This window comes from Candidatus Baltobacteraceae bacterium (assembly GCA_036488875.1).
Taxonomy (GTDB): domain Bacteria; phylum Vulcanimicrobiota; class Vulcanimicrobiia; order Vulcanimicrobiales; family Vulcanimicrobiaceae; genus JAFAHZ01.
Genome location: DASXGW010000001.1, coordinates 268231 through 281658, shown reverse-complemented (window position 1 = coordinate 281658; position 13428 = coordinate 268231). Strand labels below are relative to the sequence as shown.

The following is a 13428-nucleotide window of genomic DNA, read 5'->3' as shown; positions in this document are numbered from 1 at the left end:
AGCACCTAGCCGTCAGCGCTGGCCGTAGTGATATACTATGGGTGCAGTGGTTCATATCGACCTCGACGACAAGCCGTACCTGGAAATCCTCGACGGCCGCTGCGTGCGCAAGGTGAGCCCGAAGCGCAAGCACGCCGTCCTGCAGTGGCGCATCGCGGCATTGATCGACCGGCTCGGCGGATCGTTCGGCCAGGTCGCGACCGAGTGGCGCTTCCACTTGCCGGCCGGCGGTAACGGAGCAACGACGTTGGTACCCGACGTTGCGTGGGTGGCACTGGAACGATTGCGATCGCTTTCTGAAAACGCACGCGAGGAGCCGCCCTTTGCGCCCGACATCGTCGTCGAAGTTCGGTCTCCTTCGGATCGCGAGGCGCATATCGCCGCGAAGATCGCCGCTTACTTAGCGAACGGCAGCCTCGTCGTACTGGACGTCGATCCCGATCGAGAAGTCATTACCGCCCACGAGCGCGGCGGTTCGACCACGTTCTCGCGTGGCGACTTCTTCCAATGCAGCTCCGTTCCGTGGCTGCGTTTCGAGACAGCACCTCTCTTCGCGTCGCTCGAAATCTAGCGATGCAACCTTGCCAAGTTGTGGCTTGCAGCGTCCTCGCAACCGCGCTGCTCGGCCTAGCGCCACTCCAAAGCAACGATCCGTATCGGATCTTCGATCGCGCGCGGTCCGTTTGGCGTACGCAAAAGTATCCCGACGAGGTTCAGTTCAGAACCACCATCCACGTGACCGAGGGAGCTAAGGACGAGCAAGAGCACTACGACGGCGAAGCTTCGGCAACGGGCGACATTCGCGTCGAAGGCATAAGCGACGAAGAACGGTCCACGCCGCATGAAACGAGCGGCATCAACTTCAAGATCAACCTGGAGTTTAGCTGGAACAAGAATGCCGGCGGAAACGTTGGGTCCTTGAAGATGGACGATCACCGCAAAGAAAGCTCACCGGATTATCTCGGCGTGCCGATGGTCAGCCCGGAATATTCATTCGGCCTAGATCCACTACAGCAGCCGGAACCAGTCTCGACAACGGGAGAGCCCACGCCCAAAGGCGGGCTCCGCACCATCGCAACGGTCAACGCGGTGGACCGTGCATACGATATTACGAACCTTGGTACAGAAACGCTAAACGGCTTCTACGTGTATCATCTGCGCTTGCAGCCGCGTCGCGACCCTACGAAATATCGACTACGGGAGCTATGGATCGACGCTTATACGTTCCAAGTCGTAAAGCTCGTGACGCAAGGAAACTTCACCGGAGCCCCCATGAATGCCGTACCATGGGAGGTCACGTTCCAAGACATCGGCGGCGCGATGTATATCGAATCGGAGATCGCTGGAGCACCGCTCGTTTTTCGCGGGGATCGTACCTTCACAACGGCAACGATCACCTTCAGCGACATTAAGGCCGCAGCCTCGACACTACCCATTCTTCCGTTCATGGACTCCGGCCAAATCTTGCGCGAACCGTAAACCACAAAAGCGCCGCCATTGTCATCCTGAGCGTAGCGCCCGAAGGGCGCGAAGTCGAAGGGCAGGCGCCTCCTAAGCCTATCACCTCGACGGTTTTGACATTCCCGAGAGTTCGACGCTGATGCGTTCGACCAGCGCCCGGTGATCGTCGGGATCGTTGCCGGCTTTGCCCGTGACGATCGATTCAACGCCGCCGACGGCTCGTTCGTACGCAACGCGCGCGCGCCGTTCGCCGACGCGCTGCGCTAGCGGACGCAGCGCGCGCTCGCGCCATTTCGCTCGCGACGGCAACTCGCCCCCCGCGCGTGCCATCTCCCATAAGAAGCCGCATTCCGTCGCGAGTGCCGACAGCAGCGGAATCGCCGCACCACGCGGATCGCTCGAAAAGAAATCGTTTGCGATACCCAGCGCTTCGGCCATTCGCCCCTCGACGAGCGCGCTGGCGTACTTGTACGCCTTGGGATCCTCGATCGAGAGCGATTCACGCTCGAGATCGGCGACGCTGATCTTCTTCCCGAGCAGCGCCAGTTTCTCGAGATCGTTGCGAACCGCCGCTAGATCGGCTTCGCTGCGCGCCAGCTCGTCAATCGCACGCGGCTCGGCTTTCGCGCCCAACCGCTCGAGCGTTTCCGTGACGAATCGCTCGCGCGCTTCTTCGCCTGCCGTCGTGTCGATCCGCATCGCCGCCCGGCCGGCCTGCGCGCCAAAAGCTTTGGGGCGCTCCGATCGCGGCGACAGCAAGTCCATCAGAATCAGCGTGTTGCCGTCGGGTACGGCTTGTGCTGCATCCCACAGATCGCGCCGAGGCTGCGCGCGCAAGGTCTGCGAATCGGTGACGACCACCACGCGCCGCTCGGCAAGAAACGGCATCGCCTGCACCGCTTCGCGCACCCGTGACGCATCGCCGACGTCGTCGGGGGAAATGCGGTCGAGGTTGAGGTCGCGCACGTCCGGCGGCAACAGCCTGTCGAGCAAAATCTCGAGCGCACGATCGGCCAATACCCGTTCTGTACCTTCGACGATGACGAGCTTCGCGATCGCCGGCTCTTTGTCGACGAAATCGTAGAACTTCAACTACTGGTCCGTGTCGACCCTACGCTTGTCGCGGGCAAAGCGTTGCCAGTAAGCCGGCGTATATACCCGCTCGAACGCGGTGCGGTCGAACGAGCCAAAATGCGCGATAGGCGCTATCGGCGTCTGTTTGTAGTTGAACATATCGGACAGATTATCCGAATGCTCGTCTTCTTGGTGCAGCGTTCCGAGCGCAAAGTTCTTTTCGATATAGTGCAGGACGCTCCCGAACGTATGCGTCACGTGCGAGACTTTTTGCCGAGCGTAGGGCGAAACCGCGATGAGCGGCACGCGGAATCCCAGCGGCCCGAACGTATCGTGCGGCGGCGCCACGTGATCGTACCAGCCGCCCGAGTCGTCCCAGGTCACGAGCATCGTCGTCGACTTGTAGAGTGCCGGATTCTCGGTCAGCGCGGCGTACAGCGACATGACCCAAGCCGGCCCTCCGGCCGAGAGCGTCGCGCCGTGATCGGATGCCGCAAACGGAGGCGTCACGAACGAGACCTGCGGCAGCGTTCCGTTTTGAATGTCACTAAGGATCTGCGTCATCGGCGTGACGACGTTGACCCAGTCGCCGCTGTATCGTACACGCTTGATCGCATCGAACGCGCTGATTCCTCCATCGACCGTGCCGATGGCGCCGGTGTAGTACCTCCACGACACCCCCTTCGCGTCCATCAAATCGGCGATCGATTGATAGTCGTAGCACGGGACGCCTTGGACGAGCGGAGCGGAATAGCTCTTACCGAACTCGGCGACGTGCGATTTGGGCGCATCGCATCCCCAAATGGAGGCCAAGCCTTTCGCGCCCGTGCCCCACGGATCGCCCGCTGCCGGCGTTTGTCCGGCTACTAAGAACTGATGTCCCGGGAATGACGGGACCTGGCGCGACGAAAACATGCGATCGGCAAATCCGTATCCTTTGCCGGCGAAATCGAATTTGCCCGCGAGCAGCCAATACCACGTGACCTCGGCCGGCGGGACGAACGAGTACGCGAAGTCTTTAGGCGGCGTGCATCCACCGGCGAGATTGAGCGGATCGGAATCGCACGTGTCGAGATCGAAGCCGTTCATTTTCCCACCGTCGTACTCGGTCGCAAGCGACGGATGCGAGTGGCTCGGATCGTACTCCCATTCGAGTCCTTGGGGTTGTAGCGTAACAGGGTTGCCCTTATGATCCGTGCCGGCCGTAACCGTATCGGCGCCGGGGAAGCCGTTAAACAAATTATCCGTCGTGCGATTCTCTTGAATCACGACGATGACGTGCTCAATCGGGCTGCCTGCGGCGGCCTTGGCGGGTCGCAGCCTTGATAACACCGCGTCCGGATTCGCGAGAGCGCTGGTAGGCGGCGTCACGTTGCCGCCGCACGCACAAAGCAGCGCGGCGCAACCAATAGCGGAAACGATACGGCGTAGCATGCAAGCCACTTCGGACAAGCCGAAGTCGCCCCTCTTATAGGTTAACGAATGCTAACGTGGGGGCGTAACTCGAGGCCGGGAATCGACTCGCCGTAGGGCGCTCTGAGAATGCCGTACTCGGTGACGATCGCCGTAATGAGCCGGCCTGGGGTGACGTCGAACGCGGGGTTATACACCACCGCGCCCTCCGGTGCGACGCGAACGCCGCCGAAGCCGGTGACTTCGTCGGGAGAACGCTCTTCAATCGGAATGTCCTCGCCGGTTTCGATCGAGGGATCGAACGTCGAGCGCGGGGCCGCGACGTAAAACGGAATGCCGTGATGCGCCGCCAGGATGGCCAGGCCGTACGTCCCGATCTTGTTGGCGGTGTCGCCGTTGCGCACGATGCGATCGGCGCCGACGATCACCAGATCGATACCCTTGCGCGCCATCGCAATGGCTGCGGCCGAATCGGGCTGCAGCACCGCATCGACGCCGGCTTGCGTCAGCTCGAGATAGTTTAGGCGCGAGCCTTGCAGCAGCGGCCGCGTTTCATCGACGAAAACCCGCGGTTTCTTTCCGGCACGTTGCGCGGCAATGATGACGCCGAGTGCCGTACCGCCGCCCGCGGTCGCGAGCGGTCCGGTGTTGCAGTGCGTGAGAATGCGCGCGCCCTTGGGGACGAGCTCGAGCCCATTTTCAGCGATCGCCGCATCGACGGCGACTTGCTCGCGCGCGATCGTGTGGGCTTCTTCCAACGGATCGGCCGCCGCGCTCACACGATCGACCGCCCACGCGAGATTCACGGCGGTTGGCCGGGCGTTGCGCAGGCGCGCTAACGCCGCGGCGAGATCCGCTTGGCCGGAAACGGTCCGCATGAGCAGCGCTGCGCCGAACGCACCGAAGACGCCGATGCACGGCGCACCGCGAACCGCTAACGTCTTGATCGCACTCTCGAACTCGTCGACGGAGCACGCGCGTTCGTAGCGGACGTCGTGCGGAAGCTGGCGCTGATCGAGGTAGACGACGGCGTCGCCCTCCCAGGCGACCGCCGTAAAGGACGTCAAACCGTTGCCGGAACCTGCGCCGAATAGCAACTGCGGCAGTACACCGGACGATCGCCGCGCGGACGGAACGGTACGGTTGTCTCCACACCGCACGCCGCGCACACGGCCTCGTAGCTGGGTCGCTGGTTGGACCGCGGTGCCGAATCGCCGTTTTGCGAGCGACGGGCTTGCCGGCAGTCGCGACAGCGTTGGGGCTGGTTCGTGAAGCCTTTTTCGGCGAAGAATTGCTGCTCGCGTGCTGTGAACGCGAACTGATTTCCGCAATCCTTACAGGTAAGCATCTTGTCTTCCAAGGGGGCCTCCACAACGGGCTGAGCCGGGGTAATGCGACCTAGGTAACAGAGCTCCTGCAGGTGAACGCGTCCGGCTGCTATGCCCTTCGTGCTCGCGCTCGACCAAGGGACGACCAGCTCGCGTGCGATGCTTTTCGATGCCGCTGGTGCCATTGTGGCCGTCGATCAGCGCGAGTTCCGGCAGCACTTTCCGCAGGACGGCTGGGTGGAGCACGATCCGCGCGAGATCTGGGAGACGCAGCTCGCGACCGCTCGCAACGCTATGCGAGCGGCCGGCGCAACGGCGGCCGACGTCGCCGCGATCGGCATTACCAATCAGCGCGAAACGACGATCGTATGGGAGCGCGCGAGCGGCGCGCCGGTCGGTCCCGCGATCGTCTGGCAAGATCGCCGCACCGCGGCGCGTTGTGAAGAACTTCGCGCGTCCGCCGCGATGGTCGCGCGTAAGACGGGTCTGGTGCTCGATCCGTATTTCTCGGCGACGAAGATCGCGTGGATTCTCGATCGTACGTCTGGCCTGCGCGAACGCGCCGAGCGCGGCGAGCTCGCATTCGGCACCGTCGATTCGTGGCTGATCTGGAATCTCACCGGCGGCGCGGTGCACGCTACCGATCATACCAACGCGTCGCGCACGTTGCTGCTCAACATCGAAACGCTCGACTGGGACGACGCGCTACTCGAGCTGTTCGCGGTGCCGCGCGCGATGTTGCCGGAGATTCGCCCGTCGTGCGCTGACTACGGCGCAACCGCTACAGACCTGTTCGGCGGAACGATCTCGATCGGCGGGATTGCCGGCGATCAGCAAGCCGCGCTCTTTGGGCAAGCCGGTTTCCGAAAAGGACTTGCCAAGAACACCTACGGCACCGGCTCGTTCGTTGTGCTCAATACCGGTGAGAACATCGTGCACAGCACGCACGGGCTGCTCGCGACGGTCGCGTTTACGACGGCAACGCAGCGCACCTACGCGCTGGAGGGCTCCATCTTCGTCACGGGCGCCGCCGTCCAATGGCTGCGTGACGGACTCGGGATCATCGCCGACTCGCAGGCCGTCGAACGACTGGCCGGTTCGGTACCCGATAACGGCGGCGTGTATTTCGTTCCCGCGCTCACCGGCTTGGGAGCGCCGTATTGGGATCCGTACGCGCGCGGCGCCATCTTCGGCTTAACGCGCGCGACGACGCGCGCACACCTCGCCCGCGCGACCCTCGAATCGATGGCCTACCAAACGCTCGACGTCGTCGACGCAATGGCCGGCGACGCGGGATTCGCGCTGCGCGAGCTGCGCGTCGACGGCGGCGCGGCGCGCGATGACTTGGCGATGCAGTTCCAAGCCGACGTACTCGGCGTCGACGTCGTGCGTCCGCGCGTCGTCGAAACGACCGCGCTCGGCGCCGCGTATCTCGCCGGACTGCACGCCGGCTATTGGAACGACCTCGACGCGATCGAACGGCTGTGGCAGCAAGAACGGCGTTTTGAACCGCGCATCGACACCGCGACACGAACCAAACTGATCGCCGGCTGGCAGACCGCGGTCGCGCGCACGCTCGGAAAACACGGGACGTGAATCGCGCGGCCATGCTGGCGCGCCTAGCGAACGAAACGTTCGACGTGGCGATCGTCGGCGGCGGTGCGACGGGTCTTGGCTGCGCGGTCGATGCGGCGTCGCGCGGCTACCGCACCGCATTGGTCGAGGCGCACGATTTCGCCGCGGGCACGTCGAGCCGTTCGACCAAGCTCGTTCACGGCGGCGTGCGCTATTTGGCGCGCGGCGACGTGTCTCTCGTGCGCGAGGCGCTGCACGAGCGATCGCTGCTGCTTCAGAACGCACCGCATCTGGTGAAAAGCGTCGCATTCCTCACGCCGGCGTATCGTTGGCTCGAGATTCCGTACTATGCGACGGGCCTCAAACTCTACGACGTGCTGGCCGGACATCGCACCGGCTTCGCTCGCAGTCGATTCGCGGGCCGCGACGAGGCTCTGCGCCGCGTTCCATGGCTGCGCGCGGACGGCTTGCGCGGCGCGATCGAGTATCACGACGGGCAGTTCGACGACGCCCGCTTGGCGATCGAGCTGGCGCGCACCGCCGCACACCACGGCGCCGCGTTAGCGAACTATGCGCGCTGTACGCGCATCGCGCAGGGTCGCATTGCTACCGTACGCGACGAGGAATCGGGCAACGTCTTCGAGCTGCGCGCAAACGTCGTCATCAACGCGTGCGGCATCTTCGCCGACGCGCTTCGCAAGCTCGACGACCCCTCGGCCTCGCCGTTTCTCGAACTCAGCCGCGGTACGCATATCGTTATCGAACCGCACGCAATGTGGAGTGACGACGCCGTGCTCGTACCGAAGACGGCCGATGGGCGCGTCGTCTTCGCGATCCCGTGGCACGGCCGTCTGCTAGTCGGCACGACCGACGTTCCGGCGACCGAACCGGTCGCCGATCCGCAGCCGACCGATGCGGAGATTGCTTTTTTGCTCGAGACGATCGGGCGGTACTCCAACGTAACGATCGACGCGGCTAAGATCGGCGCCGCTTTCGCGGGTTTGCGTCCGCTCGTCGCGCGGCACCCCTCGTCGTCGACCGCGCGCGTGTCGCGCGAGCATTTCGTCGACGTTGCGCGCAGCGGGCTCGTAACGATTGCCGGCGGCAAGTGGACGACCTATCGCAAGATGGCGCAAGACACGATCGATGCGGCGATCGACTCGGCGGATCTACCGCGGGCGCCGTGCGTGACCGCGCGGCTTGCGCTGCACGACGGAACGAGCGAGGTCGAAACGCTCACGAGCGCCCAGCCAGATCTGGCACGCCCGCTTCATCCGGATTTTCCGTATACGCTAGCCGATGTCGTCAACGGTTTTCGTAACGAGATGGCGCGAAGCGTCGACGACGTGCTCTTCCGCCGCACGCGTCTAGGCTTTTTGGATAGCCGTGCAACACAAGCGTGCCGCGATGAAGTCGCGCGCTTAGCGGCCGAGCAGGCGTAAGCTCATCGCCCCTGTTGCAGCCTCGTGCGCGAACCGATAGTAAGTCCGGAGGATCCTATGAGTCCGCTCGACATGCTCGAAGAGGTCGCGCTCTTGAGTCTGTTCGTAGCCCTGGCGTTGTCGTACGCGCTCGATCGACTGCACCTCGTCTACTACGGACGCCACGCGCGTGAAATCGTCGCCGATTTAGAAGCGATGGAGGCGCGCTTGCGCGCCGAACAACCCGCGATTGAGGACGCCGACACGGCGATCGTCCGGTTGTCGAAACTCGAGAAGCGGCTGACGGCCGCATCAAAGCGCCTGATTACTTGGCGCGCATCTCCGGTCGAGCGCGCAATCATCGGGCCGCATATCGATAGATTGCTCTTCCAGTACGAACGGGCTGGCGCAATGACCACCCGGGTCAGCTCCATGATCCGGGTACGTTACCACAATGCCCGAGGAAAAGAAGAAGCAACCGTTCCCGCGCGATCGTAAAGGCGAGATCTTTCAGGACGATTTAGGCGAAGATCACACTGCGTCGCCGTCGATGCGCGACGATGCGGCCCACGACGTCAATCTCAAACCTGACGACGTCGACTCGCAAGAAGCCGACGAGTTCATGAAGCGGTTTAAGTCCGAAAACCGGCCCGGGCAACGCCGGCCGTAATTCGCAACAGCGTCGCGGCGGCAAGCGCGGCTTCATAGCCTTTGTCGCCGCGCTGCGGATCGGCGCGCTCTTGTGCCTGAAGCGCGTTCTCGGTGGTCAAAACGCCGAAGCCGATCGGCACGCCGGTGGAGAGTTGCACGTCCATGATGCCGCGCGCACACTCTCCGGCGACGAAATCGAAGTGCGGCGTTTCGCCGCGGATTACGACGCCGAGGGCGACGAACGCATCGTAGCGATCGGTATCGATGAGGTTGCGGCACGCCAGCGGCAGCTCGAAGCAGCCCGGAACGTCGTGGACGTCGATTTCGTCGACGCCACAGTCGCGCAGCGCGCGCTTCGCGCCGTCGACCAGCCAGTCGGCCAAATCGGAATAAAAGCGCGCGACGACGATGCCGAAGCGCTTACCGCTGCAGTCCGGCAGCGAACGATTCACCCCGTCACGCTTCACGAAGCCGCCACCGTCTCTTCTTCTTCGAACATGTGCCCGAGCTTCGAGCGCTTCGTATCGATGTAATGACGATTGTGCGGCGTCGGCGTCGTATAACTGGGAACCCGCCCGACGATCTTGAGACCGTAGCCTTCCAGACCGAAGATCTTGCGCGGATTGTTGGTAATCACGTGCATCTCTTTGACGCCCAGATCGACGAGAATCTGCGAACCGATGCCGTAGTCTCGCTTATCGGCGGGCAATCCCAGCGCTAAGTTCGCCTCGACCGTATCGGCGCCGCGATCTTGCAGCTCGTAGGCGCGCAGCTTGTTAGCAAGGCCGATGCCACGGCCTTCCTGACGCAGATAGAGCAGCACGCCGCGCCCTTTTGCAGCGATCACTTCCATCGCGCCGTCGCGCTGAGCGGCACAATCGCAGCGGATCGAATGCAGCGCGTCGCCCGTCAAGCACTCCGAATGCACGCGCACGAGGATGTCTTTGCCGTCACCGATGTCGCCCATCACCATCGCGACATGCGTGTTGCCGTCGACCGTCGTTTCGTACGCGACGCCTTTCCACAGCCCGGTTGCAGTCGGCAGATTGAACTCGGCAATCTTCTTGACGAGCTTCTCGGTTTGCATGCGGTACGCGATGAGATCTTTGACCGTGATGAGCTTGAGACCGTGGCGATCCGCGTACTTGCGCAATCCGTCGCGACGCTCCATCGTGCCGTCGTCGGCCATGATTTCGCAGATGACGCCGGCCGGATACAGTCCCGCCAAGCGCGCGAGATCGACCGACGCTTCGGTTTGCCCGGCGCGCACCAGCACGCCGCCGTCGCGAGCGCGCAGCGGAAACGTATGTCCCGGACGCAGAAAATCGCCGGGCCGCGCCTCGGGGTCGACGAGCCGCTTGATCGTCGCGGCGCGATCGTGCGCGGAGATCCCCGTCGTCGTCAGTCCGCGCGCTTCGACCGAAACGGTAAACGCGGTTTCGTGCACGGCGGTGTTGTCGTCGACCATCTGCGGCAGATGGAGCTCGTCCAAGCGGCGTGCGGTCATCGGAACGCAAATCAAGCCGCCCGCCTCGCGGCGCATGAAGTTGATCGCCTCGGCTGTCACCATCTGGGCGGCCATCACGAGGTCGCCTTCGTTTTCGCGATCCTCGTCGTCGAGCACGATCACCATCTTGCCGGCGCGAACGTCGGCGATCGCCTCTTCGATTCGATCGAACACGCGGGCGCCGTTCTCGCTCGCATCGGAGAGCTCCGGGAGCACGGTCGTCAGCCGCTGGAGCGTCCGGTACGACGGCTCGCGGCGCCCGGACCGCAGCAGCGAGATTGCCGATTCGGTGAGGCCGGAACGCTCGGCCAGCTCGACGGCCGAAAGCGACGCCTGGTTCAAAGCCGTGTTGAGGCGATCTGCGAAGGTGCTCACTTGTTAACCGTAGGCCTCGACTTTACAGATGTCAACTGCCAAAGCAGCCGATTCCTAGATAAAGCGAGCCAGGGCTCGGGCCTGGGTCAATGTAACTACTCTTACCGGCTCTGCGATAAGGAGACGCTATGCGACGTTGGGAGATCCGCCGGCTCGTTCAAGAGACTCGCCCCTTCGACCAATTGCTCTTTATTGCGGTGCTGATCGAGAAGCTCAGCGACAAGAAGATTCTGTCGGACGAAGAGATCATGGACATGTTCCAAGAGCAGCGCCGTCTGGCCGAGCAAGCCCACTACGAGTAGTCGGAATACTTGAAACAGTCGTTTCAAGTATGATACCGTGGGCGCATGTCGCCCCGTCCCCCCGACGAAGCCCATCGCCTCGAGCTCCTAGACCACGCAGTCGACTACGTCTGCCGGCACGGGATAAGCCAGCTCTCGCTCCGCCCGCTCGCTAAGGCCCTCGGCACCAGTCCGCGCAACCTGCTCTATTACTTCGGGTCCAAGGACGATCTCGTCGTAGAGATCATTCGGCGTGGTCGCGCGCGTCAGCAGGCCACGATGGCCAATCTCAAGCTTTCCGCTGATCTCCCGCCCGGCCAGGTATCGCGGATTCTCTGGCGCCATTGGACCGACCCCAAGCGGTTGCCGCTGATGCGCCTCTTTTTCGAGATCTACAATCTCGCCATGTCTGACGCGGCGCGTTTCCCGGGCTTTACCGAACGCGCAATCGAGGAATGGCTCTCGGCGCTCGAGGGCTGCTCGACGTTACCCGGCTACTCGCGCGTCAACGCTCGCGCGTTTGCCACGGTCCTCATTGGCGGGTTTCGCGGACTCATGCTGGATTTGGCTGCGACCGGCGACCGCGCGCGCGTCGATCGCGCCGCCGAAATCTTCTTCACGATGATCGACAACAAAGCGAACGACGCAACGCCGAGCGGAGAGTCACAGAGTGAAACCGCCTAACGGGCCGGCGCGCAGCGCCACGATTCTCTTCATCTTCATCACCGTTGCGATCGACATGATCTCGGTCGGCATCATCGCGCCCGTCTTGCCGCGCTTAATCACCAGTTTCTTGAACGGGAACGTCTCACACGCCGCCGTCATCACCGGTATTTTCGCGACGGTCTGGGCAGCGATGCAGTTCTTCTGCTCGCCGCTGCTCGGCATGCTGTCGGATCGCGTCGGCCGGCGCCCGGTCATTCTGATCTCGTGCGCGGCGACTGCGGTCGATTTCGCCATCATGGCGATCGCGCCGAATTTGTGGTGGCTGTTCGTAGGCCGCGTGCTTTCCGGCATGGCAACGGCAAACCTCACCACCGCCTTCGCGTACGTTGCCGATGTCACGTCGCCGGAGAAGCGCGCGCAGTCGTATGGGCTGCTGGGCTCGGCTTTCGGACTCGGCTTCATCATCGGTCCCGCGATCGGTGGTTTAGCCGGTAACCTCGACCCGCGTCTGCCGTTCTGGATTGCGTGCGGTCTGAGCGTCGTCAACACCCTCTACGGCTTCTTCGTCCTGCCCGAATCGCTAAGCGCCGCACATCGCACGCCGGCCATCGATTGGAAACGCGCCAACCCAATAGGAGCGCTCAAGCTGCTCGGCCGCCATCACGAGCTCTACGGCCTCGCGACGTCGTCGTTCATCGCGCTCGTGGCACACGAAGCGCTCCCGGTCTTGTGGGTGCTCTACCTCATGGCGCAGTTCCAGTGGGACACGCGCGCAATCGGCCTTACCTTGGCGCTCGTCGGCGTCTGCTCGGCGATCACGGCCGCAACGCTGGTCGGACCGGTCGTCAAGCGCTTCGGCGAACGCCGCACGCTCGTAATCGGGCTAACGACGTTCTGCCTGGGTAACGTGCTGATCGGCATCGCGAGCGTGCCCGCGTTCATCGCGGGCATTATCGTGTTGTGCGTCTCGATCTACAACTCGCCGATGCAATCGCTCATGAGCAAGCGCGTCGGACCGAGCGAACAAGGCGAGCTGCAGGGCGCGATGGGATCGGTCCGCGGCATCGCGATGATGATCGCTCCACTGATCTTCGCGTGGGCGTTCTCGCAAGTCTCGGGACCGTGGCGCGCCTTGGCGCCGCTGGGCTCGCCGTTTTTCTTAGCCGCCGCCATGCTCGCCGTTGCCGTCTACGTGACCTGGCGCGTCACGACGCGCGCCGACGACGAGGTCATGCCGTTGGCCGAACCAATGCAGATCACCGTGGTGGAGGGTTAGATCCATGGCAATACCCGAGGGATTTCACTCCGTGACGCCGCGCCTGGTGTGCGACGATCCGCAAGGACTCGTGACCTTTCTCCAGCGCGTGTTCGATGCCACCGGAGAGCTGCCCGAAGACAAACCGGCGCACGTGCAGATCGGCGACTCGATCGTGATGGTGAGCGGTAGCGGACCGCGCGCGGCAACGCACTCGGTGTTTCACGTCTACGTTGACGACGTCGACGCGACGTTTCGCCGCGCGCTCGATGCCGGGGCAGCGTGCGTCGAGGAGCCGGCCGAGATGCCGTGGGGCGACCGGCGCGCCATCGTTACGGATGGGTTCGGCAACGACTGGCAGATCGCGACCTACGGCGACGCCTAAGGCCGGTGTGATTTTCCCCCGGCCGGCCGCGAAGAA

Annotated in this window: 16 protein-coding genes; 10 read left to right on the top strand and 6 right to left on the bottom strand. The window is 63.4% G+C overall.

Annotation, left to right across the window (positions count from 1 at the left end):
• Positions 1 to 37: 37 nt before the first annotated feature.
• Together VGG89_01200 and VGG89_01195 are read left to right on the top strand one after the other, a co-directional pair.
• Positions 38 to 571 carry a Uma2 family endonuclease gene (locus VGG89_01200; GenBank protein ID HEY1975145.1) on the top strand — a complete coding sequence of 178 codons (534 nt, stop codon included), beginning with the start codon at positions 38 to 40 and terminating at the stop codon, positions 569 to 571.
• Between the two features lie 2 nt (positions 572 to 573).
• The gene (locus VGG89_01195; GenBank protein ID HEY1975144.1) at positions 574 to 1479 is read left to right on the top strand and encodes a hypothetical protein; all 906 of its coding nucleotides are present in this window, start codon (positions 574 to 576) and stop codon (positions 1477 to 1479) included.
• An 81-nt stretch (positions 1480 to 1560) separates the two neighbouring features.
• Here the strand turns inward: VGG89_01195 and VGG89_01190 are convergent, their stop codons facing one another.
• From VGG89_01190 to VGG89_01175, 4 genes are read right to left on the bottom strand one after another with little or no spacing between them, the layout of a single operon-like run.
• Positions 1561 to 2553 carry a hypothetical protein gene (locus VGG89_01190; protein ID HEY1975143.1) on the bottom strand — a complete coding sequence of 331 codons (993 nt, stop codon included), beginning with the start codon at positions 2551 to 2553 and terminating at the stop codon, positions 1561 to 1563.
• Positions 2554 to 3969: an alkaline phosphatase family protein gene (locus VGG89_01185; protein HEY1975142.1), complete on the bottom strand. Its 1416-nt coding sequence runs from the start codon at positions 3967 to 3969 to the stop codon at positions 2554 to 2556.
• Between the two features lie 41 nt (positions 3970 to 4010).
• The gene (mtnA, locus tag VGG89_01180) at positions 4011 to 5015 is read right to left on the bottom strand and encodes an S-methyl-5-thioribose-1-phosphate isomerase (protein HEY1975141.1); all 1005 of its coding nucleotides are present in this window, start codon (positions 5013 to 5015) and stop codon (positions 4011 to 4013) included.
• The gene (locus VGG89_01175) at positions 5012 to 5308 is read right to left on the bottom strand and encodes a zinc-ribbon domain containing protein (protein ID HEY1975140.1); all 297 of its coding nucleotides are present in this window, start codon (positions 5306 to 5308) and stop codon (positions 5012 to 5014) included. Before VGG89_01175 ends, mtnA begins: the two co-directional genes overlap by 4 nt.
• A 79-nt stretch (positions 5309 to 5387) precedes the next feature.
• Here VGG89_01175 and glpK point away from each other — a divergent pair, with 79 nt between their 5' ends.
• Genes glpK through VGG89_01155 form a run of 4 tightly spaced genes read left to right on the top strand, consistent with a single transcriptional unit; the run spans position 5388 to position 8942 of the window.
• Entirely contained in the window at positions 5388 to 6872 is a 1485-nt protein-coding gene (gene glpK, locus VGG89_01170; GenBank protein ID HEY1975139.1) for a glycerol kinase GlpK, read from the top strand.
• Complete coding sequence (locus VGG89_01165; GenBank protein ID HEY1975138.1) at positions 6869 to 8293, top strand: glycerol-3-phosphate dehydrogenase/oxidase; 1425 nt, start codon at positions 6869 to 6871, stop codon at positions 8291 to 8293. Before glpK ends, VGG89_01165 begins: the two co-directional genes overlap by 4 nt.
• A gap of 57 nt (positions 8294 to 8350) precedes the next feature.
• Positions 8351 to 8770: a hypothetical protein gene (locus VGG89_01160; protein ID HEY1975137.1), complete on the top strand. Its 420-nt coding sequence runs from the start codon at positions 8351 to 8353 to the stop codon at positions 8768 to 8770.
• A complete protein-coding gene (locus tag VGG89_01155) occupies positions 8727 to 8942 on the top strand; it encodes a hypothetical protein (GenBank protein ID HEY1975136.1) in 216 nt (71 codons plus the stop codon). Before VGG89_01160 ends, VGG89_01155 begins: the two co-directional genes overlap by 44 nt.
• Here the strand turns inward: VGG89_01155 and ribH are convergent.
• Positions 8905 to 9375 (bottom strand): 6,7-dimethyl-8-ribityllumazine synthase, encoded by a 471-nt coding sequence (gene ribH / locus VGG89_01150; GenBank protein HEY1975135.1) that lies wholly within the window; start codon positions 9373 to 9375, stop codon positions 8905 to 8907. The two genes, VGG89_01155 and ribH, sit on opposite strands and share 38 nt — an antisense overlap.
• 11 nt (positions 9376 to 9386) lie before the next feature.
• Positions 9387 to 10805 carry a bifunctional 3,4-dihydroxy-2-butanone-4-phosphate synthase/GTP cyclohydrolase II gene (locus VGG89_01145; GenBank protein ID HEY1975134.1) on the bottom strand — a complete coding sequence of 473 codons (1419 nt, stop codon included), beginning with the start codon at positions 10803 to 10805 and terminating at the stop codon, positions 9387 to 9389.
• Between the two features lie 128 nt (positions 10806 to 10933).
• Here VGG89_01145 and VGG89_01140 point away from each other — a divergent pair, with 128 nt between their 5' ends.
• Genes VGG89_01140 through VGG89_01125 form a run of 4 tightly spaced genes read left to right on the top strand, consistent with a single transcriptional unit; the run spans position 10934 to position 13392 of the window.
• Entirely contained in the window at positions 10934 to 11107 is a 174-nt protein-coding gene (locus tag VGG89_01140; GenBank protein ID HEY1975133.1) for a hypothetical protein, read from the top strand.
• Positions 11108 to 11152: 45 nt separating this feature from the next.
• Positions 11153 to 11770, top strand: coding sequence for a TetR/AcrR family transcriptional regulator (locus VGG89_01135; protein ID HEY1975132.1), 618 nt, complete (start codon positions 11153 to 11155; stop codon positions 11768 to 11770).
• Entirely contained in the window at positions 11757 to 13028 is a 1272-nt protein-coding gene (locus tag VGG89_01130; GenBank protein ID HEY1975131.1) for a TCR/Tet family MFS transporter, read from the top strand. The genes VGG89_01135 and VGG89_01130 overlap by 14 nt, the downstream gene beginning before the upstream one ends.
• 4 nt (positions 13029 to 13032) lie before the next feature.
• Positions 13033 to 13392: a VOC family protein gene (locus VGG89_01125; protein ID HEY1975130.1), complete on the top strand. Its 360-nt coding sequence runs from the start codon at positions 13033 to 13035 to the stop codon at positions 13390 to 13392.
• Positions 13393 to 13428 lie beyond the last annotated feature (36 nt).

What these genes read in the sequence shown, in the direction of transcription:
- VGG89_01200 (HEY1975145.1), top strand. Translation starts at nt 38, where the DNA reads ATGGGTGCAGTGGTTCATATCGACCTCGACGACAAGCCGTACCTGGAA.
- VGG89_01195 (HEY1975144.1), top strand. Translation starts at nt 574, where the DNA reads ATGCAACCTTGCCAAGTTGTGGCTTGCAGCGTCCTCGCAACCGCGCTG.
- VGG89_01185 (HEY1975142.1), bottom strand. Translation starts at nt 3,969, where the DNA reads ATGCTACGCCGTATCGTTTCCGCTATTGGTTGCGCCGCGCTGCTTTGT.
- glpK (HEY1975139.1), top strand. Translation starts at nt 5,388, where the DNA reads ATGCCCTTCGTGCTCGCGCTCGACCAAGGGACGACCAGCTCGCGTGCG.
- VGG89_01160 (HEY1975137.1), top strand. Translation starts at nt 8,351, where the DNA reads ATGAGTCCGCTCGACATGCTCGAAGAGGTCGCGCTCTTGAGTCTGTTC.
- VGG89_01155 (HEY1975136.1), top strand. Translation starts at nt 8,727, where the DNA reads ATGCCCGAGGAAAAGAAGAAGCAACCGTTCCCGCGCGATCGTAAAGGC.
- VGG89_01140 (HEY1975133.1), top strand. Translation starts at nt 10,934, where the DNA reads ATGCGACGTTGGGAGATCCGCCGGCTCGTTCAAGAGACTCGCCCCTTC.
- VGG89_01135 (HEY1975132.1), top strand. Translation starts at nt 11,153, where the DNA reads ATGTCGCCCCGTCCCCCCGACGAAGCCCATCGCCTCGAGCTCCTAGAC.
- VGG89_01125 (HEY1975130.1), top strand. Translation starts at nt 13,033, where the DNA reads ATGGCAATACCCGAGGGATTTCACTCCGTGACGCCGCGCCTGGTGTGC.